Source organism: Actinosynnema sp. NPDC002837 (assembly GCF_040295345.1).
Classification (GTDB): Bacteria; Actinomycetota; Actinomycetes; order Mycobacteriales; family Pseudonocardiaceae; genus Actinosynnema.
Window position 1 is genome coordinate 1 of record NZ_JBEOVG010000037.1, and the last position, 17,309, is coordinate 17,309.

22 protein-coding genes are annotated in these 17,309 nt (G+C 73.3%); 7 read left to right on the plus strand and 15 right to left on the minus strand.

Annotated elements, in window-relative coordinates; genetic code table 11:
• Window positions 1-120 precede the first annotated feature (120 nt).
• From ABTZ99_RS23880 to ABTZ99_RS23890, 3 genes are all read left to right on the plus strand, one after another.
• Window positions 121-1,293 carry a zinc-dependent alcohol dehydrogenase gene (locus tag ABTZ99_RS23880; RefSeq protein WP_498772697.1) on the plus strand — a complete coding sequence of 391 codons (1,173 nt, stop codon included), beginning with the start codon at window positions 121-123 and terminating at the stop codon, window positions 1,291-1,293.
• 17 nt (window positions 1,294-1,310) lie between these two features.
• The gene (locus ABTZ99_RS23885) at window positions 1,311-1,679 is read left to right on the plus strand and encodes a hypothetical protein (protein WP_498772695.1); all 369 of its coding nucleotides are present in this window, start codon (window positions 1,311-1,313) and stop codon (window positions 1,677-1,679) included.
• Window positions 1,680-1,761: 82 nt separating this feature from the next.
• Window positions 1,762-2,436, plus strand: coding sequence for a DUF6766 family protein (locus ABTZ99_RS23890; RefSeq protein WP_498772693.1), 675 nt, complete (start codon window positions 1,762-1,764; stop codon window positions 2,434-2,436).
• A 10-nt stretch (window positions 2,437-2,446) separates the two neighbouring features.
• Here ABTZ99_RS23890 and ABTZ99_RS23895 read toward each other — a convergent pair whose 3' ends face one another.
• The 9 genes from ABTZ99_RS23895 to ABTZ99_RS23935 all read right to left on the minus strand — a co-directional run bounded on the left by ABTZ99_RS23895 (window position 2,447) and on the right by ABTZ99_RS23935 (window position 10,421).
• Window positions 2,447-2,947, minus strand: coding sequence for a DUF6328 family protein (locus tag ABTZ99_RS23895; RefSeq protein WP_498772691.1), 501 nt, complete (start codon window positions 2,945-2,947; stop codon window positions 2,447-2,449).
• Window positions 2,948-2,976: 29 nt separating this feature from the next.
• Entirely contained in the window at window positions 2,977-4,155 is a 1,179-nt protein-coding gene (locus ABTZ99_RS23900; protein WP_499614067.1) for a cytochrome P450, read from the minus strand.
• A complete protein-coding gene (locus ABTZ99_RS23905) occupies window positions 4,146-4,826 on the minus strand; it encodes an SDR family oxidoreductase (RefSeq protein WP_498772687.1) in 681 nt (226 codons plus the stop codon). The genes ABTZ99_RS23900 and ABTZ99_RS23905 overlap by 10 nt, the downstream gene beginning before the upstream one ends.
• Entirely contained in the window at window positions 4,826-6,115 is a 1,290-nt protein-coding gene (rfaE2, locus tag ABTZ99_RS23910) for a D-glycero-beta-D-manno-heptose 1-phosphate adenylyltransferase (RefSeq protein WP_498772827.1), read from the minus strand. Before rfaE2 ends, ABTZ99_RS23905 begins: the two co-directional genes overlap by 1 nt.
• Window positions 6,116-6,207: 92 nt before the next feature.
• The gene (locus ABTZ99_RS23915) at window positions 6,208-6,843 is read right to left on the minus strand and encodes a D-sedoheptulose-7-phosphate isomerase (protein ID WP_498772685.1); all 636 of its coding nucleotides are present in this window, start codon (window positions 6,841-6,843) and stop codon (window positions 6,208-6,210) included.
• Window positions 6,840-8,045 (minus strand): glycosyltransferase, encoded by a 1,206-nt coding sequence (locus ABTZ99_RS23920; protein ID WP_499614072.1) that lies wholly within the window; start codon window positions 8,043-8,045, stop codon window positions 6,840-6,842. The genes ABTZ99_RS23915 and ABTZ99_RS23920 overlap by 4 nt, the downstream gene beginning before the upstream one ends.
• Entirely contained in the window at window positions 8,042-8,920 is an 879-nt protein-coding gene (locus ABTZ99_RS23925) for a glycosyltransferase (RefSeq protein ID WP_498772681.1), read from the minus strand. The genes ABTZ99_RS23920 and ABTZ99_RS23925 overlap by 4 nt, the downstream gene beginning before the upstream one ends.
• Entirely contained in the window at window positions 8,917-9,909 is a 993-nt protein-coding gene (locus tag ABTZ99_RS23930; RefSeq protein ID WP_498772679.1) for a glycosyltransferase family 9 protein, read from the minus strand. The genes ABTZ99_RS23925 and ABTZ99_RS23930 overlap by 4 nt, the downstream gene beginning before the upstream one ends.
• Window positions 9,906-10,421 (minus strand): D-glycero-alpha-D-manno-heptose-1,7-bisphosphate 7-phosphatase, encoded by a 516-nt coding sequence (locus ABTZ99_RS23935; RefSeq protein WP_498772677.1) that lies wholly within the window; start codon window positions 10,419-10,421, stop codon window positions 9,906-9,908. Before ABTZ99_RS23935 ends, ABTZ99_RS23930 begins: the two co-directional genes overlap by 4 nt.
• 147 nt (window positions 10,422-10,568) lie before the next feature.
• On the opposite strand from ABTZ99_RS23935, the gene ABTZ99_RS23940 reads away from it, so the two are divergent.
• On the plus strand, window positions 10,569-11,087 hold the full coding sequence (locus ABTZ99_RS23940) for an SRPBCC family protein (RefSeq protein WP_498772675.1): 519 nt from the start codon (window positions 10,569-10,571) through the stop codon (window positions 11,085-11,087).
• 355 nt (window positions 11,088-11,442) lie between these two features.
• Here the strand turns inward: ABTZ99_RS23940 and ABTZ99_RS23945 are convergent, their stop codons facing one another.
• From ABTZ99_RS23945 to ABTZ99_RS23960, 4 genes are read right to left on the minus strand one after another with little or no spacing between them, the layout of a single operon-like run.
• A complete protein-coding gene (locus tag ABTZ99_RS23945) occupies window positions 11,443-11,973 on the minus strand; it encodes a hypothetical protein (RefSeq protein ID WP_499614078.1) in 531 nt (176 codons plus the stop codon).
• A gap of 4 nt (window positions 11,974-11,977) precedes the next feature.
• A complete protein-coding gene (locus ABTZ99_RS23950) occupies window positions 11,978-12,706 on the minus strand; it encodes a metallophosphoesterase family protein (protein WP_498772671.1) in 729 nt (242 codons plus the stop codon).
• Window positions 12,703-12,951, minus strand: a complete 249-nt coding sequence (locus ABTZ99_RS23955) for a BON domain-containing protein (protein WP_461120832.1) — start codon at window positions 12,949-12,951, stop codon at window positions 12,703-12,705. Before ABTZ99_RS23955 ends, ABTZ99_RS23950 begins: the two co-directional genes overlap by 4 nt.
• Entirely contained in the window at window positions 12,951-13,520 is a 570-nt protein-coding gene (locus ABTZ99_RS23960; RefSeq protein WP_498772669.1) for a nucleotidyltransferase family protein, read from the minus strand. The genes ABTZ99_RS23955 and ABTZ99_RS23960 overlap by 1 nt, the downstream gene beginning before the upstream one ends.
• A 76-nt stretch (window positions 13,521-13,596) precedes the next feature.
• Here ABTZ99_RS23960 and ABTZ99_RS23965 point away from each other — a divergent pair, with 76 nt between their 5' ends.
• Window positions 13,597-13,842, plus strand: coding sequence for a DUF6480 family protein (locus ABTZ99_RS23965; RefSeq protein ID WP_498772667.1), 246 nt, complete (start codon window positions 13,597-13,599; stop codon window positions 13,840-13,842).
• Between the two features lie 13 nt (window positions 13,843-13,855).
• Here ABTZ99_RS23965 and ABTZ99_RS23970 read toward each other — a convergent pair whose 3' ends face one another.
• A complete protein-coding gene (locus ABTZ99_RS23970) occupies window positions 13,856-14,875 on the minus strand; it encodes an NAD-dependent epimerase/dehydratase family protein (RefSeq protein ID WP_499614083.1) in 1,020 nt (339 codons plus the stop codon).
• Here ABTZ99_RS23970 and ABTZ99_RS23975 point away from each other — a divergent pair.
• Window positions 14,874-15,662: a ZIP family metal transporter gene (locus tag ABTZ99_RS23975; RefSeq protein WP_498772825.1), complete on the plus strand. Its 789-nt coding sequence runs from the start codon at window positions 14,874-14,876 to the stop codon at window positions 15,660-15,662. The genes ABTZ99_RS23970 and ABTZ99_RS23975 overlap by 2 nt on opposite strands.
• 34 nt (window positions 15,663-15,696) lie before the next feature.
• Here ABTZ99_RS23975 and ABTZ99_RS23980 read toward each other — a convergent pair whose 3' ends face one another.
• On the minus strand, window positions 15,697-16,308 hold the full coding sequence (locus ABTZ99_RS23980; RefSeq protein ID WP_499614085.1) for a flavodoxin family protein: 612 nt from the start codon (window positions 16,306-16,308) through the stop codon (window positions 15,697-15,699).
• Window positions 16,309-16,407: 99 nt separating this feature from the next.
• Here ABTZ99_RS23980 and ABTZ99_RS23985 point away from each other — a divergent pair, with 99 nt between their 5' ends.
• Window positions 16,408-17,304 (plus strand): aminoglycoside phosphotransferase family protein, encoded by an 897-nt coding sequence (locus tag ABTZ99_RS23985; RefSeq protein ID WP_499614088.1) that lies wholly within the window; start codon window positions 16,408-16,410, stop codon window positions 17,302-17,304.
• The last annotated feature ends 5 nt before the right edge of the window (window positions 17,305-17,309 follow it).

Below are 17,309 nucleotides of genomic sequence, written 5' to 3' on the forward strand. Positions count from 1 at the left end.
CGCGTCCTCATTCCCGGCGATCACGCTTTTCGATCGTCGGGAATCAGGGCGCGAACGACCGACTTCCCGGCGACCTCGCCGCCGTCTGCGGAGCAGCGGCAATCCAACAGAGGAGCACTGATGAAGGCCGTCACCTGGCACGGCAAGCGGGACGTCCGCGTGGACACCGTGCCGGATCCGATCCTCAAGGAGCCGACCGACGTCGTCGTCCGCATCACGTCCACCGGCTTGTGCGGCTCCGACCTGCACCTGTACGAGGTGATGGGTCCGTTCATCGACGAGGGCGACATCCTCGGGCACGAGCCGATGGGCGTGGTCGAGGAGGTCGGCGCGGAGGTCACCGAGGTCGCGCCGGGTGACCGCGTCGTGGTGCCGTTCAACATCTCGTGCGGCACGTGCTTCATGTGCGACCGCGGCCTGCAGTCGCAGTGCGAGACGACCCAGGTGCGCGAGCACGGGTCGGGCGCCGCGCTGTTCGGCTACACCAAGCTGTACGGGCAGGTGCCGGGCGGGCAGGCCGAGTACCTGCGGGTGCCGTTCGGCAACACGCTGCCGATCAAGGTCCCGGACGGCCCGCCGGACGACCGGTTCGTCTACCTCTCCGACGTGCTGCCCACGGCGTGGCAGGCGGTGGAGTACGCGGGCACCCGGGACAGCCTGGTCGTGCTCGGGCTCGGCCCGATCGGCGACATGGCGACCCGGATCGCGCAGCACCGCGGCGTCGAGACGGTCATCGGCGTGGACCTCGTGCCCGAGCGCATGGCGCGGGCCCGCGGGCACGGCGTGACCGTGCTCAACGTGCGCGACAGCCACCTGGTCGACCACATCCGCGAGCTCACCGGCGGGCGCGGGCCGGAGGCCGTGATCGACGCCGTCGGCATGGAGGCGCACGGCGCGCCGGTCGCGAAGCTCGCGCACCAGGCCGTCGGCCTGCTCCCGGACGCCATCGCGGCGCCGTTCATGCGCACCGCGGGCGTCGACCGGCTGCACGCGCTGAGGCTCGCGATCGACATCGTGCGGCGCGGCGGCACCATCTCGGTGTCCGGCGTGTACGGCGGGATGGCGGACCCGATGCCGATGCTGACCCTGTTCGACAAGCAGGTGCAGCTGCGCATGGGCCAGGCCAACGTCTGGCGCTGGGTGCCGGAGATCCTGCCGCTGCTCACCGACGACGACCCGCTCGGCGTGGACTCCTTCGCCACCCACCACCTGCCGCTCGACGAGGCGCCGCACGCCTACGAGATCTTCCAGCGCAAGCAGGACAACGCCGTCAAGGTGCTGCTGCGCCCGTGAGGCGTTATCGTCCGACCATGATCCGCTTTCGGTGGTTGCCCGCCGTGGCGTTGCCGGCGGTGTTGGTGGTGGGCGGGTGCGGCACGGCCTCGGACGACCTGGCGCGGCGCGCGGCGGAGGAGTTCACCGCGGCGGTCGCCTCGGGCGACACCGACCGGGCCTGCGGGTTGCTGACCGAACGCGCGCGCGAGGACGTGGAGTGCTCCTCGCTCGACGTGCCCGGCGGGGCGGTGCGATCAGTCGAGGTCTGGGGTGACGCGGCACAGGTCCGCACCTCCGACGACGTGCTGTTCCTCCGGGACCTGACGGACGGGTGGCGGGTGTCGGGCGCGGGCTGCGAGTCGCGGGGTGAACGGCCCTACGAGTGCGAGGTGGGAGGACCGTGACGCAGCGCGGGATGTTCTACGCCTACCTGCTGGGCGTGCTGGGCCTGCTGGTGTACTTCAGCGTCATCGGGCTGGTGGGCCTGTGAAGAGGTTCCTGCGGGACAACGGCTTGGGGCTGGTGTTCGGCCTGCTGTGCCTGGCGACGCTGGTCGGCCAGGCGTTCTCCGGCAACGCCGACCTCAACGACCACCGGCTCACCGACGGCGGTGACCCGATCGGCTTCTGGCAGTACGTGACGTCGTCGGACTTCGCCGTCGACGTGGCCGAGAACTGGCAGTCCGAGTACCTCCAGTTCTTCCTGTTCATCTTCGCCACGGTGTGGTTGATGCAGCGCGGCTCGCCCGAGTCGAAGCCGGCCGGCCGCATGGGCGCGGAGTCCGACGAGGACCAGCTGCTGGGTGCGCACGTGAAGGAGCAGTCGCCGCCGTGGGCGAAGGCGGGCGGGTGGCGCACGGCGCTGTACTCGAACTCGCTCGGCCTGGTGATGCTCGGCCTGTTCGTCGGCTCGTGGCTGACCCAGTCGATCGCCGGGCGCAGCGCGTACAACAACGACCAGCTCAACACCTTCCAGGACCCGGTGACCTGGTGGGACTACGTGCTGTCGGCCGACTTCTGGAACCGCTCGCTGCAGAACTGGCAGTCCGAGTTCCTGGCCATCGGCTCGATGGTGGTGTTGAGCGTCTACCTGCGCCAGCGGGGATCGCCGGAGTCCAAGCCCGTCGGCGCGCCGCACGACCGCACGGACGAGACGGGCTGACCGGACCCGCTCACTCGATGCGGTCCTCGTCGTCCACGTCGTCGTCCGCGATGGTGTCCCGGCTCCGCTCGCGCCACGGCCACGCGAACCACAACGTGCCGAACAGCACGGCCGCGAACGCGCCGAGCACGATGGCCGGCCAACCCCCGACGATGACCTCGGCGAGCAGCAGTATCGTGCCCGTCATGGCGACCGCGAGGCACGCCAGCCCGATGATGGCGAAGCGGTTGGCCACCTCGATCACGTCCTCCCGCCTGCCGCGGCGGAAGAGCAGCCGGTGCCAGGCGGCCGGCGCGGTCAGCAGCGCGACGGCGCACGCCGCGAACAGGACGGTGATCAGGTGGGTGGCGCGGATGTAGCCGCCGGCCGACGCGTAGCGCTCGGTGAACGCGATCGACAGCAGGAAGCCGAACAGGATCTGCACGCCGGCCTGCGCCACGCGCAGTTCCTGCAGCAACTCGTTGAGGTTGCGGGCCAACCTCCGCTGGTGTGATTCCTCAGCCTGACTCACCGCCACCACGTACCCAACGGAGGAGCGGTTCAACCATTACTACGGGTGACGAAGGACAGCCCGAAGTGGTTCAGCGTCACGGGCAGCGGCGCGCGCAGCGTCGGCACGTCCAGGTGCTCGCGCAGGGCGTCGAGCATCGTGCCGCCGGCGACCAGCACGAGGTCGCGCCCGGGGCAGATGCCCGGACCGCCGCTGAACGGCACCAGCCCGGGGTCGTTCGGCGCGGGCCAGTTCTCCGGCGCGTAGGAGTCGGCGTAGGGCAACCGGTCCGGGTCGCGGTGGAAGTACGGCACGAACACGACGAACGTGGTGCCGGCCGGCAGCCAGGCGCCGTGCCAGCGCGTGGGTTCGGTGCTCTCGCGCAGGATCACCGGCGTCGTCGGCCACAACCGCGCCGACTCCCAGATGCCGGCCTCGCCCTCGCCGCCCAGCGCCAGCGCCCGCATGGTCACGATGCCCGCCGCGTCGAACGCGAACAGCCAGTGCGGCGCCTGGCCCAGCAGCTCCTCCGGTGAGCCGAGGCTCGCGAGGCTGCCCGGCTCGCGGCGGGCCAGGTGCGCGCGCAACCGCCGCTCGAACCGCTCGCGCGGCGCGTCCCGGCGCGGGTGCAGGTAGGCCCAGTTGGCGTTGCCGCGCAACGTCTTCAGCAGGTCGGTGAGCTCGACGTCCTCGCGCGCGAACGACCCGAGCACGATCCGCCGCGCCGCCCGCCACCACGCCTGCGCGAACGCGTCCCAGGTCAGCACGCCCGTGCTGCGGACGTGCCGCAGCAACAGGTCCGCCTCGTCGGCCACGATCCCCGGCACGTCGATCTTGTCCGGCCGCAGCACGTCCTCGTTCACCGCGCGCCGCCGCGCCCGCTCCTCCCCCGTCGAGATCAGCACGCCGTGCGGCTGGAAGTGCGCCAGCGCGGCGGTCTTCTCCCGGGTGGCCAGGGCGAACGGCGACGGCGAGTCGGCCAGCAGCCGCGCCACGTCCACCGGGTCGAGCAGCAGCGCGACGCTGCGGCCCGTCACCCGCAGTCGCAAGGGCTCCGGACCGTACCGCGCGCGCAACCGCCTCATGGTGGCCACCGCCGCGGCATCCACCCGCGCCTTCTCGGCCATCGCCGTCACCGCCGGCCGGCGCACGATCACGCCCTTGGCCAGCGTCGGCAGCAGCACCTTGGCGAACACCCGTCCCGTGTCGAGCCGGGACGCTACGGCCACGACCCCTCCTCGGCGTGGGCGACGACGAGCTCGCGCACCTCGCAGCCCTCGGGCTGGCGCAGCGCGAACACGATCGCGTCGGCGACCCGCTCGGGCGGGTTCAACTTGCTGTCGTCCGGCGGCCGGTACTGCTCCGCGCGGTCGTCGAAGAAGTGCGTGCGCATGCCACCGGGGATCACCAGCGTGACGCCGACCCGCCCGGCGGTCTCGGCGGCCAGCGCCCTGGTGAAGCCGACGACGCCGAACTTCGAGGCGCAGTACGCGGTGGCGTCGCTGACCGCCTTGATGCCGAGCGTGGACGCGATGGTCACCACCCGGCCGCCCTCCAGCAGGGGCAGCGCCGCCCGCACCACCGCCGCGGTGCCGAGCAGGTTCACCATCACCACCCGGTCCCAGTCCGCGCCGGGCACGTCGTCCAGCCGGCCGCACGCGTCCGTGCCCGCCGCCGTGACGACGGCCCGCAGGCCGCCGTTGCGCTCGGCGATGGCCTTCACCGCGCGTTCCGCCGCCCTGGTGTCGGACAGGTCGACCGACTCGAAGTCGGCCACCTCCGACGACGCCGGCGCGGCCTTGTCCAGCACCAGCGGCTGCCCGCCCAACTCGTGCACCGCGTGCACCACGGCCGCGCCCAAGCCGGACGCGCCTCCGGTCACCAACACCTGGCCGAGCATCAGCCCCTCCTCGACAGCATCTCGGTGGTCGAGCGGCCCCGGTGGTAGGGCACGACGACGGTCCGCCCGCCCCAGCCCCGCACCAGGTCCGCCTCCGGCAACGAATCAACGGTGTAGTCGCCGCCCTTGACCCACACGTCCGGGCGCAGGGCGGCCAGCACGCGCTCCGGCGTGTCGTCCTCGAACACCACCACGTCGTCCACGCAGCCCAGCGCGCGCAGCACCTCGACCCGGTCCTGCTCCTTGGTGACGGGCCGGTCCGGGCCCTTGAGCCGGCGCACGGACGCGTCGGAGTTCAGGCACACCACCAGGCAGTCGCCGAGCGACCGGGCGGCGCGCAGGGTGCGGACGTGGCCCGCGTGCAGCAGGTCGAAGCACCCTCCCGTGGCGACGACCGTGCCGCCGCGCGCCCGTATCGCGTCCACGGTGGACAGTCGGTCCACGGGCCGGAAGCCCGACGCGCCGCCGCAGCGCAGGAACTCGGCGGCGGAGGTCACGGCGTCGGCGACCGCGTCGTCCATCGCCGCGCCCTGCATGAGCCGTGCCGCGGCCGTCGCCGCGAACCGGTCGCCCGCGCCGCACGGGTCGACCACGGGCACGCGTGGCGCGGGCACGGCGACCGGCGTGCCGCCGCCGTGCAGCAGCGCGCCGTCGGCGCCGAGCGTGACGACGACGGCCCGTGCCCGCCACCGGGCCCGCAGTGCTTCCAGGGCGTCCATCGGGTCGGAGAGGCCGCTGAACGCCTTCGCCTCGGCGGCGTTCGGCGTGACCAGGCGGGCGCCGGGCACCGGGTCCGGGCCGCGCGGGTGCGGGTCCCAGACCACCGGGCGGCGGGCGAGCACGGCGCGCAGCCGTTCGTCGCGCACCAGTCCGCGGCCGTAGTCGGAGACGAGCACGCAGTCGGCCTCCAGGACGGCGTCGAGCATGTCGTCGGTGGCGTGGGGCGTGCCGGGGCCGCCGCCGCGGTCGAGCCGGGCGATCGACTGGTCGCCGCAGCGCAGCCGGGTCTTCACCGGGGTCGGCGTCGGCGAGGGGCCCAGCACCGACGGCACCCGGGCCAACTCGTCACGCAGCCGGTGACCGTCCTCGTCGTCGGCGACGGCGGTGACGAGCGTGACGTCCACGCCGTCGGCGGCGGCCAGGGCGGCGGCCAGTCCCGCGCCGCCGGGTCGGGCGCGTTCCCCGGTCACGTCCAGGACGGGCGCGGGGGCGTCCGGGCACAGGCGCTCGGCGGTGCCGAGCACGTCCACGTCGAGCAGCGAGTCGCCGACGACCACCAGCTTCACGATCTCTTCACCTCCAGGTCATTCCCACCACCGCGAGGTCGCGTCTGTCGTTCGCGACTCGTCTCCCGGTGATCACGCTCTCGATCGTCGGGGAATCAGGCGCCGGCGGCCTGCCCGCCGCGGAGCGGCCACTCCGGCTCCAGGCAGGCGACCGAGCCAGCGACCCCGGAGGCGGCGCCATCCAACGCCGCCTCGAACGCGGCGCACAGCGCGTGGACCGCGACCAGTTGGGCCTCCTGCACGTTCGCGGGCTCGCCGGGCAGGGCCAGCACCTCGTCCACCGCCTCGGCCAGCGGGTTCGGGGCGGGGCCCGTCATCGCCCACACGTGCGCGCCCGCACGCCTGGCCGCCTTCGCCGCCCGGATGAGGTTCGGGCTGCGCCCGCTGGTCGACAGCAGCACGACCACGTCCTGCGGCCGGGCGTGCGCGGTGACCTGGCGGGCGAACACCTCCTCGTAGCCGTAGTCGTTGCCGATCGCGGTGACGCTGGAGGACTCCGCGCACAGCGCGATCGCCGAGAACGGCCGCCGGTCGTCGCGGAACCGGCCGACGAGCTCGGCGGTCAGGTGCTGCGCCTCGGCGGCCGACCCGCCGTTGCCCGCCGCCAGCAGCCGCCCGCCGTCGGCGAGCCGGCGGGCCAGCACGCCACCCCAGCGGGTCAGCCGCGGCGCCTGGGCGCGCAGCCCGGCCAGCGACTGGGCCAGCCCGTTGAGGTGGGTCTCGACGCTCATCGCGCACCTCCCACGGCCACGGCCCGCGGAGCCATGACCCGCTCGTAGACGCGTTCGGTGTCCTCGGCGATCCGGCTCCACGTGTAGCGGACGCCGACCCGGTCCAGGCCCGCCAGCCCGCACGCCTCCCGCCGGGCCTGGTCGGTCAACAGCGCGTTCAGGGCGCGGGCCAGCGCGGACGGGTCGCGCGGCGGCACGAGCACGCCGGTGACGCCGTCCACCACGGTGTCGATCAGGCCGCCGACGGAGCTGGCCACCACGGGCACGCCGCACGCCATGGCCTCCAGCGGCACGATGCCGAAAGGCTCGTACCAGGGCACGCACGCCACCACGTCGGCCGAGCGCAGCAACTCGGGCATGGCGTCCCGCGAGACCTGGCCGGCCAGCCACAGCCGAGCGCGCACGCCGACGCGGTCCGCGTGCTCGGCCAGCCGCCGCGCCTCCAGGTCGGACTCGACGTCCACCGGGCCGCCCGCGATGACCAGCTCGGTGTCCGGCAACGACCGCAACGCGGTGATCAGGTCCTGGAAGCCCTTGCGCGGCACCAGCCTGCCGACGGAGACGATCCGGTGCGGGTGGCGGCGGCGGGCGGCCGGGCCGTCGGGCCGAAAGCGGGCCGGGTCCACGCCGCACGGCACGACGGAGATCCGCGACCGCCGCACGCCCATGCGCATCAGCTCGGTCACCTCGTCGTCGCACGTCGCGGCGATCCGGTCGGCCTCGCGGCCGATCATCCGCTCGATGCCGATCCGCTCGGCCGGGCTGGTGTCGTCGGCGCCCTGGTGGCGGCGCTTCACCGTGCCCAGGGCGTGGTAGGTCTGCACGACGGGCACGCCGACCTTGCGCGCCGCGAGCACCGAGGCCAGGCCGGACATCCAGAAGTGCGCGTGCACGACGTCGGGCCGCTCCTCGTACCACCGCTGCTCCAGGAAGCGGGCGAACTCGCCCATGTGCGGCAGCAGCTCGTCCTTCGGCACCGTGCGGGCGGGACCGGCGGGCACGTGCACGACCTCGTAGCCCTGCTCGGCGCGCACCCGCTCGGGCAGGCCGGGGTCGTCCCGACGGGTGTACACCACCACGTCGTGCCCCAGTGCCGACAACGCCGACGACAACGCGGCGACGTGCACGTTCTGCCCGCCGGCGTCGACACCGCCCAGGGCGGCCAACGGGCTGGCGTGCTCGGACACCATCGCGATCCTCATCCGCTCACTCCTGTCAGCAACCGGTCCCAACTCCGCAGGAAGGCGTCGAGCCCGTACCGGGCCAGGGCGAACTCCCTGGCCTGTTTTCCCTTCTGCCTGGCCAGCGCGGGGTCCGCGACCAACTCGGACACGGCCCGCACCAGCTCGTCCACGTCGGTGGACACCACGCCCGCCTCCGGCGGCACCGCGCGCACCACTTCGGTGCACGCCAACGCCACCACCGGCATCCCCAGGTGCATCGCCTCGATCAGCGACAGCCCCAACGACGTCCACCGCACCGGGTGCAGGTAGAGCCGTCGCAGGGCCAGTTCCCGGTGCAGCGACTCCAGGTCGTGGTCGCCGCGCCCCATCGCGCCCAGCTTGCGGGTCTTCATGCCGTAGACGTCCACCGGCGCCGCCTCGGCGAACCGGGGCAGCAGGTCCGTGCCGACCACCCGGCCGCGCCGCACCGGCTCGTTGACCACGACGGCGGCACGGGGCAGCTCACCGGTGTACCGGGGGCCGGGGTCGACCACGCCGTGCTCGATCACGACGGTGCGCGTCGCGCCGCAGTCCCACATCAGGTCGTTGAAGTGGGTGACGTGGACGATCGTGCCGGACCAGTCCTTGAGCGGGTGCGCCTGGTTCGGGTACTTGGGCGTGTTGTGCTCCAGGTACACGACCGGGATCCCGGCGGGCACCAGGCCGACCTCCGCCGGCCGTTGCAGCACCGCGATGTCCGCGTCGGCTTCGGACACGTCGACCTCGCGGGCGGCGGGCCAGTCGCGCCCGGACAGTCCGATGCCCTGGGGCGGCCCGGGGATCAGGTACTCGTGACCGCCCCGGACGAACGCGTTCGTCCACGAGCCGTGCACGTGCCACAGCAGGATCTTCACGTCCGCACCCCCACGAGTTCGGCGACGGCGGTGACGACCTGGTCGGCCGTCACCCGGTCAAGGCACGGGTGGCCGGGCACCGGGCACTCGCGTGCGCGCGAGTCGCGGCACGGGGCGCCCTGGTCGCCCAGCAACACGTGCGGCCCGTGCGGCGCCCACCGGCCGGCGGGCACGACGGGTGAGAACAAGGACACGACCGGCGTGCCGACCGCGGCGGCGAGGTGCGCCGGTCCGGTGTTGCCGACCACGACCGCGTCCGCGCGGGCCAGCAGCCCGGCCAGTTCGGCGAACGTCGTCCGGCCGCCGAGGTCGACGCCGCGCGTGCCGGCCACGTGCCTGGTCAACGCGGTCTCGCCCGGTCCGCCGGTGACCAGGACGCGGTGCCCGGCCTCGGTGAGCGCCGTGACGGCCTCGGCGCACCGGTCGGGCGACCAGGCGCGGGCGGGCACGGAGGCTCCCGGGTGCAGGACGACGTACGGCCCGATCTCGGCCGGTTCCGGTGGGGTGGTGATCGCCAACTTCCCGTCGTCGCCCGGCGGGAGCTCGAAACCGGCGGCGCGGGCGACTTCCAGCGCACGTTCGGCTTCGGGGAGGTCGGGGTCGTCGCGCAGCCGGACGTCGAGGAGGGAGCCCGGGTAGTCCGTGGAGCGGGCCACGACCTTCGGCACGCCGGCGAGCTTGAGGAGCAGGGCGAGCGGCAGCGGGCTCTGGTGGAAGGAGGTGAGGACCAGTGCCACGTCGGCGCGAATCCCCTTGAGCAGGGCGACGATCCCCTCGACGTCCGGGGTGCGGACGTCGGGCGCCGGGTAGGCGATCCACGGGCAGTCCCACCGCACGACGCGCCGCACGCCGGGCAGCAGCTCGGCCGCCTGCGCGCCGGAATGACCGCACAGCAGCACGACTTCGCCCGCGTGCGCGGCGGCGCGCACGGCCGGGCCGGCGAGCAGCACGTCGCCGTCGCTGTCGAGTCGGGCCACCAGTGTCCTCATAGGACCATCGCCACCGCGGACCGCAGATCGGGTGCCGTGTGGGGCGCGCGGTCGACCTCGTCGGGCAGGGTGGCGGGCGTGGGCACGAGGATCGGGGTCGCGCCGGCGGCCAGGGCCGCTTGGACGTCCGCCTCGATGTCGCCGATGAAGTAGGTGCGCTCGGGGCGCGCGCCGAGGGCCGCGCAGGCGCGGAGGATCATGGTGGGCGCGGGTTTGCGGCACTCGCAGCCGTCGTCGGGGTGGTGCGGGCACACCTGCCACGTGCCGAACCGGCCGAGCCGGGCCTCGACCTCGGCGTTCACCGCGTCCACTTGGGCGCGGGTCAGCAGACCGCGGCCGATGCCGGACTGGTTGCTGACGACCCCGGTGCGGACCCCGTGCGCGCGGAGCACCCGGAGGACGTCTCGCGCACCGGGCATCGGGCGCACCCGCTCGGGGTCGCCGTTGTAGGGCACGTCGGTGATGAGCGTGCCGTCGCGGTCGAAGAGAACCGCATCGGGGTACTGGTCCACAGAGGAGACTTAGCCGGTAGCAGGAGAAGCAAACACTTCTCCGAGAGGCGCTACTCACGGTCACCCTTCGGGGGAGCGAATGTGTGTGAGGCCGCCCGGACGGGTAACCGGATGTCGAACTCGATTCCCCGAGGAGAGGTTGTTGCAGTGACGACGATCGAGAAGTCCGTGGACGTCGAGGTCCCGGTCACGACCGCGTACAACCAGTGGACGCAGTTCGAGTCGTTCCCGCGGTTCATGGAGGGCGTCGAGCGCATCACCCAGGTCACTCCCACCCGGACCCACTGGGTCACCAAGATCGGTGGTGTGACCAGGGAGTTCGATGCCGAGATCACCGAGCAGCACCCCGACGAGCGGGTCGCCTGGCACACGGTCGACGGTCCGCCGCAGGGTGGTGTGGTGACGTTCCACCGGCTCGACGACCGGCGGACGCGAGTCCACGTGCAGATGGAGTACGACCCGCAGACGCTCACCGAGAAGGCGGGTGCGGCGGTCGGCGTGGTCGGCCACCGCGTCTCCGGTGACCTGGAGCGGTTCAAGGAGTTCATCGAGGGCCGCGGCCTGGAGACGGGCGCGTGGCGGGGTGACGTGAGCCGACCGCCGCAGGCCGGCGAGACGCGCCACGACCTGCCGGACGCCGGTCGCCCGGGTGATCCGCTGCGATGAGCCCGAAGGCGGTTCGGGAGCCACGGGATCGGAGCCGGTCACACCCTCCGATCCCCCACCCCCGGCCGCCGGTCGACGACGGTTGACCGTCCCGGTCGACCACCGTCGCGACCGACGTGAAGCGAAGGCCCCGCCGACTCCGGTCGGCGGGGCCTCTTCGTGCCCAGTGCAGTTCTTCGTGCCCAGTGCAGTAGTGGGGGTGGGAGCGCAGCGGTGGCGGTCGGGCTTCTGGCCTGGAATGCGAAAGGCCCGCGGGTGCGTGGTACCCGCGGGCCTTTCGAGGAGTTCCTCCAGGCGGCATTCCTCAGCCGTGTCCTCCCGGCTGTGTTCTGCCGGCCGTGTTCTGCCGGCCGTCCTAGCCGTTCTTCAGTCGTTCGAACAGCTGTCCCACCGACCGTCGCAGTGCCGAGGCCGCGTCGCCGAGCAGCGAGCCCGACTCGGGAGGGCTGCCGTTCACCGCCCGGTCGGTCCCCTCCGCGCTCTGCGGCTCCACGTCCTGCGCCAGCAGCTCGCGCAGCACCTCCAGCACCACCTCCGGGTGCCCGAGCGGCACGGGGGCGGCGAACGTCTGGGCGGAGCTGATCAGGTCCTGGTGCCGCCGGATCAGCTCCCCGACGCCCGCGCCGGCCGCCGCGCCCGCCACGAGGTGCACCGGCACCTCGCGGTCGGCGAACTCCGACAGCACCTCGTCCACCTCGTGCCACGGCTCGTCCGCCGCGGGCAGCCGGCACCACATGACCTGCAGGTGCTCGGTCAACGGCCGCCACGTGCCCGGCAGGTCGCCGTGCCTGCCGACGCCGGCCGGGTCGAGCACGATCACCGCCGGCGCGTCGGGCGGGCCCGCCCACACCACGGACGGACCGCCGGCCCTGGGTTCCTCCTGCATGCGGCTACACCTCCACCACGGCTGGTTCCACGCAGTAGACCGTGTACGCCGACCGGATGACCGGCTGCGCGACGTTGCGCACCCGCACGCCGCCGGGCGTCATGCCGTGCTCGTTGCCGAAGTGCGCGTGCCCGTGCACGGCCAGCTGCGCGTCGTTGGCGTCGATCGCCTCGCCGAGCAGGTACGAGCCGAGGAACGGGTAGATCTCCGGCGGCTCGCCGCGCAACGTGTCCGGCACCGGCGAGTAGTGCGTCAACGCCACCTTCACGTCGGTGTCGAGGCTGCCGAGGGCCGCCGCGAGCGAGTCGGCGATCTCGCTGGTGTGCCGGATGAACGCCTTCATCTCCGGCTCGCCGAACGCGCTACCGCACTTGCCGGCGAACCCGCCGCCGAAGCCCTTCACGCCCGCGACGCCCAACGTGTGGCCGTCCACGCCGATCGTGGTCGCCTCGCCCTCCAGCACGGTGATGCCCGCGTCGCGGAGCACGGAGGTGACCTCGTCCGGCTTGTCGTCGTGGTGGTCGTGGTTGCCCAGCACCGCGACCACGGGCACGGCCAGGCCGCCGAACTCGTCGGCCACCACCCGCGCCTCGGACACCGTGCCGTGCCGGGTCAGGTCGCCCGCCAGCAGCAGCACGTCGGCGCAGCCGCCCAGCTCGTCCAACGCGGGCCGCAGCCGACCGCGCGCGTCTTCGCCCAGGTGCACGTCACCCACCGCGGCGATGCGGATCATCGAAGCTCCTCTCGGCCGACCGGCGCGTCGGACGGCACCACCTTCACGTCGTCGAGCACGGTCAACTCCGGCGCCACGTCGTGGATCACGGCTTCGAGCTCGGCGCGGCGCTCCGGGCTGGCCACGTCACCGGACAGCAGCACGTGGTCACCGCGCACGGTGACCCGCACGCCCAGCTCGGTGGTGCGCGGGTCCTCGGCCAACGCCTGGCGCAGCCGGGCGGAGAGGTACTGTTCAGCGGTCATCAGGCGCTCCTGGTCATCGGTGAGGGCAGGAGGTCGAGGCGTTCGGCGAGCACGAGGAACGCCTCGGCGTACGGGGAGTGCTTGGTCGCCGCGCGGACGTGCTCCCAGTCGATCTGCTCGCGCAGCGCGCGGGCGAACGGCAGCAGCTCGCTGAAGTCGCAGCGGTGGCCGTCGAGGACCAGCAGCTTGCCGATCAGGACCTCGGTGGCCGGCATGACCGGCAGCACCACCGAGCCGACCTGCAGCTCCTCGGCCCGCGACAGCGTCGCGTCGGTCACCGGCACCTCGTTGGGACGGAACAGCAGGTCCACGAGCGAGTCGCCGTCGTAGACCTTGAGCAACCAGTCCTCGGGCGGCGTCGCGGCACGCATGCCGACCGAGACGAGCGCGCTCACCGCCGCACTGGCGTCCTCCTCCCGAACCAGGATGTCCACATCGTGCTCCGTCGCGGGACCGCCTCTGGCGTACACCGCGCACCCGCCCGCCAGGGCGAAGGGGATGTCGTGCGCGCGCAGGGCCTTGGCGACTTTCGTCAACGTGCGCAGCAACTCGTCTTGGACACCGCTCATGCGTGCTGATTACCCGTACGGCTGGGTCTTCACACGGCCGCGGGTAGCGCCGTCGACACGGGGTAGTCCACTCGGCATGACTGCCACACCGCCCGACCCGGACCCGGACCGCACGCCCGGTCTCGAGCCCGGTGGCGGGGTCGCGCCCGGCGAGACACCGCCCGACTCGGGTCAGACCTCCGGCCTGTCCCACCCGCAGCCGATGCCCTCGCGGCGCGGCCCGATCATCACGCTGGTGGCCGTGCTGGTCGTGACGCTGCTGGCGCTGGCGTTCGTCGTGGCCCAGGTGATGGGCTGGACGAACCTGTTCGAGGGCTACTGACGAGGTCGGGCGGTCAGGGCTTCAGCGGAGGGCTCGGGCGCAGGCCCTCCTTCCGGCCGAGGCCCTCCAGGAGTTTGGCCAGGGTGTCGCGGGCGTTGTGCCGGGGCGCCCAGCCGAGCCGGGCGAACGCCTTGGTGGCGTCCAGCAGCGGCGCGGTGAGGGCCAGGTCGACCCAGCCGTGCGAGGTGGGTTGCAGGCGCAGGCGCCAGCTGATCCGGGCGGCGTTGCGGAGGACGGCCGGCGGGATCGCCACGTGCCGCGTGCCCATGACCTCGGCGAGCACCTGGGGCGTCACGACCGGCTCGGAGACCAGGTTGAACGCGCCCTCGGCCCGCGTGGTGAGGATCTTCACCAGGGCGTCGGCCACGTCGTCGGCGTGCACGAACTGCAGCACCATCGTGCGAGGCAGGGGCAGGACGGGCAGCTTGGCGAGGACGCCGGGCCGGAACAGGGCGTGCGGGACCAGGGGCCCGAGGAAGTACCGCTTGATCTCGGCGGCGGCCGCCGGTTGCAGCACCAGGCCGGGCCGGACGCGGGTGACGACCAGTCGGGGCTGTTCGCGTTCGACCTGGTCGAGCAGGTGTTCGACGGCGGCCTTGTGCCGGCTGTAGTACGAGTTCGCGAGGCCGTCGGTCGGCCAGGTCTCGTCCACGGTGTGGTCTTTCGAGGCCGGCGAGTACGCGCCGACCGACGACATGTGGACGAGGTGCGGGACGCCTGCCTTCGCGACCGCGGCGAACACGCGCTCGCTGCCGGCGACGTTCGTCCGGTAGAGGAGGCGCTCGTCGTGGCCCGGTTGGATGCGCCAGGCGAGGTGCACGACGGCGTCGGCGTCCCGGAAGGCCTCGGCGAGGGGTTCCTCCGCGCCTTCGCGGCTGAGGTCGACCGGGGTCCACGTGATGGTGTCGTAGGGCGGTTCGACGCCCGGCGGACGGCGGGAGGTGCCGTGCACGGCGATGTCCGGTTCGTCGGCGAGGCGGCGCAGGAGCGCGGTGCCCAGATTGCCGGTGGCGCCGGTGACGACGATCCTCATGGCGGTCGGGTACCCGCGCGGGCCGGGTGCGACACGGGGAGGCCGGGTGTTGCAGGCGGCGGGGTGGGGGTTGCTGGCCGGGTCGGCGCTGGTGCTCGGCGCGCTCGTGGGCTACCTGGTCCGGGTGCCGCGAGGTGTGGTCGCCGCGGTGATGGGGTTCGGCAGCGGCGTGCTGATGTCGGCGGTGTCGTTCGACCTGATCGACGAGGCCCACGAGCTGGGCGGACTGCTGCCGACGGCGTCCGGCGCCGCGCTGGGCGCCCTGGTCTACACCGCGGCGAACGTGGCGCTGGCCAAGCGCGGCGCGCGCCACCGGAAGCGGTCGGGCGGGTTGCAGCCGTCGGAGTCCGAGCAGAGCGGGTCGGGTTCGGCGATCGCGGTCGGCGCGCTGCTGGACGGCATCCCGGAGTCGGTGGTGATCGGGGCGAGCCTGCTCGGCGGCGGCGGGGTGAGCGCGGTGACCGTGGCGGCGGTGTTCGTCAGCAACGTGCCGGAAGGGCTGTCCTCGGCCGCGGGGATGCGGCAGGCCGGTCGGTCGCGGACGTACGTGTTCGGCCTCTGGATCGCGATAGCGCTGGTGAGCGGCCTGGCGGCGATGGCGGGCCGCGGCCTGCTCGCCGACGCGCCGCCGCAGTGGCTCGCCGCGATCACGGCGTTCGCGGGCGGCGCGATCCTGGCGATGATCGCCGACACCATGATCCCCGAGGCGTTCGACGACGCCCACCTGCTGGTCGGCGTGGTCACCGTGGCCGGTTTCCTCAGCGCGTTCGCGCTGTCGCACATCTGAGCGGCCACCACCTGCACGAACGTTCGTGCACGTGTCAGCCGCTCGACGGCGGGGCCGGGATCGGGGACTTCGCCAGCGCCTGGGCGACGGCGTGGAGGTTGGCGGCCATGGCTTCACCCGTGCTCTTCGACCAGTCGTGGCCGTGGGCGGTGTCCGGGTAGCTCGGGCCCGGCCCGGGACCCATGTTCCAGTAGGTCCACGCCTGGCCCGGGATGGTGTAGCCGATGTCGCCCAGGGCGCCGGCCACCTCGCTGATCACGTGGTGCGCGCCGTCCTCGTTGCCGGTCACCACGACGCCCGCCACGCGGTTGTACGCGACCGGCCGGCCCTCGTCGTCCTGCTCGGAGATCATCGCGTCCATCCGCTCGATCACGCGCTGCGCGACGGACGACGGGTGGCCGACCCACGTCGGGGTGGCGACGACCAGGATCTCGGCGTTGAGCAGCGCGTCGTGGAGCACCGGCCACTCGTCGCCGTCCCCCAGGTCGGTCACGACGCCCGGCGGCACGTCGTGGTCCACCACCCGGAACGTCCGCACTTCCACGTCCCGCTGTTCGAGGGCTTTGACGACGACGTCCGCCAGCATCTGCGTGTTGGACGGGTCGGGCGACTTCTTCAACGTGCAGTTGAGCACCACGGCCCTCATCACGGGCACCTCCGCATCCGGTCGGCCAACCGCCGGGATACCCGCGCCGAACCGGAAAATGCGTTGCCCGGCACGCGGGGTGATCGGGAGGGTGGCGGGATGGTGGACATCTCCCCGCGCGACGGTCGTGCCGGTATCGACGCCGGGCTGGTGCGGCGGCTGATCGCGAGCCAGTTCCCGCAGTGGGCCGGACTGCCCGTGACGCCGGTCGAGGTCGACGGGTGGGACAACCGCACGTACCGGCTGGGTGACGGCATGACCGTGCGGCTGCCCACCGGCGAGGGTTACGCGCCGGCGGTGGAGAAAGAACACCGGTGGTTGCCGGTCCTCGCGCCGTCGCTGCCGGTGCCCGTGCCCGTGCCGCTGGCGCTGGGCGCGCCGGGCGCGGGCTATCCGTTCCCCTGGTCGGTGCGGCGGTGGTTGGCCGGGCGGACGGCGTCGCCGGAGCGCGTCGAGGACCTGGTGGCGTTCGCGGAGTCGATCGCCGAGTTCCTCCGCGCGTTGCAGCGGGTCGACGCGGCGGAGGGGCCGCGGGCCGGTGCGCACAGCTTCTACCGGGGCGCGCCGCCGGGCCACTACGACGACGGCACGCGGCGGGCGCTCGCCGTGCTGGAAGGGCGCGTCGACACCGCACGGGCAGCTGCGGTGTGGGACGACGCGGTGAACGCGCCGGGGTGGTCGCGGCCGCCGGTGTGGTTCCACGGCGACATCGCGCACGGGAACCTGCTGGTCGACGGCGGGAAGTTGACCGCGGTGATCGACTTCGGCACCTCGGGGGTCGGGGATCCGGCCTGCGACCTCGTGATCGCCTGGACGATGTTCTCGGGCGAGAGCAGGCGGGCCTTCCGCGAGGCGGTCGGGCTGGACGACGCCACGTGGGCGCGTGCGCGTGGTTGGGCGTTGTGGAAGGCCCTGATCACGCTCGCCGACGGCGACGACCGCGACGACGGGCCGCGGCGGGTCGTGGCGGAAGTGCTCGGCGACTCGCCGTGGTGAAGGGG

Excerpts from the sequence above, each read along its gene's own strand:
- ABTZ99_RS23880 (WP_498772697.1), top strand. The coding sequence starts at position 121 with ATGAAGGCCGTCACCTGGCACGGCAAGCGGGACGTCCGCGTGGACACC.
- ABTZ99_RS23885 (WP_498772695.1), top strand. The coding sequence starts at position 1,311 with ATGATCCGCTTTCGGTGGTTGCCCGCCGTGGCGTTGCCGGCGGTGTTG.
- ABTZ99_RS23905 (WP_498772687.1), bottom strand. The coding sequence starts at position 4,826 with ATGCTCGGCCAGGTGTTGGTGACCGGAGGCGCGTCCGGCTTGGGCGCG.
- ABTZ99_RS23915 (WP_498772685.1), bottom strand. The coding sequence starts at position 6,843 with ATGAGCGTCGAGACCCACCTCAACGGGCTGGCCCAGTCGCTGGCCGGG.
- ABTZ99_RS23920 (WP_499614072.1), bottom strand. The coding sequence starts at position 8,045 with ATGAGGATCGCGATGGTGTCCGAGCACGCCAGCCCGTTGGCCGCCCTG.
- ABTZ99_RS23930 (WP_498772679.1), bottom strand. The coding sequence starts at position 9,909 with ATGAGGACACTGGTGGCCCGACTCGACAGCGACGGCGACGTGCTGCTC.
- ABTZ99_RS23945 (WP_499614078.1), bottom strand. The coding sequence starts at position 11,973 with ATGCAGGAGGAACCCAGGGCCGGCGGTCCGTCCGTGGTGTGGGCGGGC.
- ABTZ99_RS23950 (WP_498772671.1), bottom strand. The coding sequence starts at position 12,706 with ATGATCCGCATCGCCGCGGTGGGTGACGTGCACCTGGGCGAAGACGCG.
- ABTZ99_RS23955 (WP_461120832.1), bottom strand. The coding sequence starts at position 12,951 with ATGACCGCTGAACAGTACCTCTCCGCCCGGCTGCGCCAGGCGTTGGCC.
- ABTZ99_RS23960 (WP_498772669.1), bottom strand. The coding sequence starts at position 13,520 with ATGAGCGGTGTCCAAGACGAGTTGCTGCGCACGTTGACGAAAGTCGCC.
- ABTZ99_RS23965 (WP_498772667.1), top strand. The coding sequence starts at position 13,597 with ATGACTGCCACACCGCCCGACCCGGACCCGGACCGCACGCCCGGTCTC.
- ABTZ99_RS23975 (WP_498772825.1), top strand. The coding sequence starts at position 14,874 with ATGGCGGTCGGGTACCCGCGCGGGCCGGGTGCGACACGGGGAGGCCGG.
- ABTZ99_RS23970 (WP_499614083.1), bottom strand. The coding sequence starts at position 14,875 with ATGAGGATCGTCGTCACCGGCGCCACCGGCAATCTGGGCACCGCGCTC.
- ABTZ99_RS23980 (WP_499614085.1), bottom strand. The coding sequence starts at position 16,308 with ATGAGGGCCGTGGTGCTCAACTGCACGTTGAAGAAGTCGCCCGACCCG.
- ABTZ99_RS23985 (WP_499614088.1), top strand. The coding sequence starts at position 16,408 with ATGGTGGACATCTCCCCGCGCGACGGTCGTGCCGGTATCGACGCCGGG.